The 507-nt window shown below is 59.6% G+C and carries 1 pseudogene; it reads left to right on the top strand.

The features are described 5' to 3' along the window. Window positions 1-507: pseudogene (locus tag GK091_RS29305) on the top strand (hypothetical protein); the annotation flags it as partial.

Genomic DNA, 507 nt, shown 5'->3' with positions numbered 1-507 from the left:
TACATCCGTTACGCTGACGGCAAGCCCGAGTGGGCAACGCTATCAGTTCAGTGAGGGGGCGACTCAGATCGGCAGTTCCAATCAGGCGTTGGTAAGTGCCAGTGGCACCTACTCGGTGACGGTAGTATCGGCTAACGGCTGTTCAGCGGTCGCCAGTACGAGTGTGGGTCAGGACAACACCGCTCCGGTGGCGAGTCTGGTGAGCAGTGGAACGCTCAGTTGCGCGGTGACGAGTGTCACCTTAACCGCTAGTCCGGATGCACAAAGCTACGTCTTCAGCTCCGGAGCCACGCAGATCGGCACCAGCAATCAGGCGATCGTAACGGCGTCGGGTATTTACTCGGTGACGGTACTATCGAGAAACGGCTGTACTGGTGTGGCACAAACCGCCGTGGAAGCTGACCAATCTGTACCTGTCGTCTCCATCACGCCCAGCAGCGCGACGCTCACCTGCGCCAGTCCGACGGTGAGTTTGACAGCGGTCGGTAATGGCTCGGTACGCTGGAG

Origin of the sequence: Spirosoma agri (assembly GCF_010747415.1) — a bacterium.
Classification (GTDB): Bacteria; Bacteroidota; Bacteroidia; order Cytophagales; family Spirosomataceae; genus Spirosoma; species Spirosoma agri.
This window is presented reverse-complemented; position numbering and strand designations above follow the sequence as displayed.